This window comes from Actinomyces sp. MRS3W, from assembly GCF_032465695.1.
GTDB lineage: Bacteria > Actinomycetota > Actinomycetes > Actinomycetales > Actinomycetaceae > Actinomyces.
The window spans coordinates 1-1971 of the sequence record NZ_JAWDJJ010000203.1 but is presented as its reverse complement, the minus strand read 5'-3'; the positions used below and the strand labels follow the sequence as shown (position 1 = coordinate 1971).

General features: G+C 72.2%; 2 protein-coding genes. Both read right to left on the bottom strand.

What is annotated here, in order from left to right; genetic code table 11:
• Positions 1-12 precede the first annotated feature (12 nt).
• A complete protein-coding gene (locus tag RWX45_RS07560) occupies positions 13-1179 on the bottom strand; it encodes an aspartate-semialdehyde dehydrogenase (protein WP_316023123.1) in 1167 nt (388 codons plus the stop codon).
• Positions 1176-1971, bottom strand: a 796-nt coding sequence (locus RWX45_RS07555; protein WP_316023122.1) for an ACT domain-containing protein, incomplete at its 5' end; no start/stop codon positions are given. The genes RWX45_RS07560 and RWX45_RS07555, both read right to left, overlap by 4 nt.

Sequence of the window (1971 nt, the reverse complement as noted above, 5' to 3'; positions counted from 1 at the left end):
GGGTGGGGCGGCTCAGCGTGTGCGCAGTTCGGCGGCGACGAGCTCGGCCAGCTGGACGGCGTTGAGAGCGGCGCCCTTGCGCAGGTTGTCGCCCACCGCGAACAGCGCGATTCCGTGGCCCTCATCCCAGGCCTGGTCGGCGCGCACGCGGCCGACGAAGGTGCCGTCGCGGCCCACGCCCTTGAGCGGGCTGGGCACGTCGTCGTAGGTGACGCCGGGGGCCGCACGCAGCAGCTCGATGGCCCGCTCGGGGCTGAGGGGACGCTCGAACTCGGCGCTCACGCTGACGCCGTGCCCGGAGAACACGGGGATGCGCACGCAGGTGCCGGACACGCGCAGGTCGGGAATCCCCAGGATCTTGCGGGACTCGTTGCGCAGCTTCTGCTCCTCGTCGGTCTCCCCGGAGCCGTCGCCGGCGTCGTTCCCGGCCCAGGCGACCGCATTGAAGGCGATCGTGTCCACGTACACATTCGGCTCAGGGAAGGTGACGGCCCGCCCGTCCAGGGCCAGGGCCTCAAGATCCTGCCCCTGCTCGACGACGGTGCGTACCTGCCCGGCCAGCTCGGCCACGCCGGCGCGCCCGGAGCCGGAGACGGCCTGGTAGGTGGAGGCGATGAACCGCTTGAGCCCGGCGGCGTCGTGCAGCACCTTGAGGGCCGGCATGATGGCCATGGTGGTGCAGTTGGGGTTGGCGATGATGCCCTTGGGCCGGTCGGCGAGCGCCTCGGGGTTGACCTCGGCCACCACGAGCGGCACCCGCGGGTCCTTGCGCCACGCGGAGGAGTTGTCGACGACGACGGCGCCCGCCGCCGCGAACCGGGGCGCGTACTCGCGCGAGGCGGTCGCGCCTGCGGAGAAGATGGCGACGTCGATGCCGGAGAAGTCGGCGGTGGCCACATCCTCCACCTCCACCTGCGTGCCGCGGAAGTCGACGACCTTCCCGGCGGAGCGGGCCGAGGAGAACAGGCGGATGGAACGGGCGGGGAAATCGCGCTGGGCGAGCATGGTCAGCATGACGCGCCCCACCTGGCCGGTGGCGCCGACGACGGCGACGCTCACGCCGTCCGTGGGACCGGAGTAGGTGCCCTCGGGGACGGCGCCCGTCACGCGGGCATCCCCCGCGGGCCGGGACTCCGGCTCCGGGGCGGCCTGGGCATTGTTGCGGTTCTCGTCGTTCATCGTCCGGTCCCTCCGTAGACGACCGCCTCGGCGGCCTGGGCGTCGAGGCCGAAGGCGGAGTGGACGGCGCGCACGGCCTCGTCGAGCACGGCGTCGTCAACCACGACCGAGATGCGGATCTCGGAGGTGGAAATCATGTCGATGTTGATCCCGGCCTCGCTCAGCGCGCCGAAGAGCTTGGCGGATACGCCCGGGTGGGAGCGCATGCCGGCGCCCACCAGGGAGAGCTTGCCGATGTTGGGGTTGAAGTGCAGCGTCTTAAAGCCGAGCTCATCCTGCGCGTCCTCGAGGGCGGCGCGGGCGGCGGCGGAGTCGCCGTCGGGGCAGGTGAAGGAGATGTTGGTCAGGCCGGTGCCCTCCGCGGACACGTCCTGCACGATCATGTCGATGTTGGTGTCGGTGCGGGCGACGATCTCGAAGATGCGCGCTGCGGCGCCGGGGACGTCGGGCACGCCGACGAGGGTGATCTTGTCCTGGCTGCGGTCGTGAGCGATGCCAGAAATGACGGGGGCTTCCACGTGCTCCTCCTGGGCGGACGGGTGGGGGCGGGCCTGGGCCCGAGCATTGACTGCCTTGGTGTGCGCGGCGCCGACGGAGGCGCCATTGGGCGCTGCGGCGCCGGCGGGGGCGACGACGCGCCCGGAGACCGCATCCATGGCGGGGGTGGCCGTGGGGTCAGCGGTGGTACTCACGGGTGACGGCGCCGAGGCGGGCGCTGCGCCGTCGTCGACGTCGTCGTCGCTCGCAAGCAGGATCGGCGGGATGAAGGCGCCCTCGCGGCTGCCGTCGTAG

Excerpts from the sequence above, each read along its gene's own strand:
- RWX45_RS07560 (WP_316023123.1), bottom strand. The coding sequence starts at position 1,179 with ATGAACGACGAGAACCGCAACAATGCCCAGGCCGCCCCGGAGCCGGAG.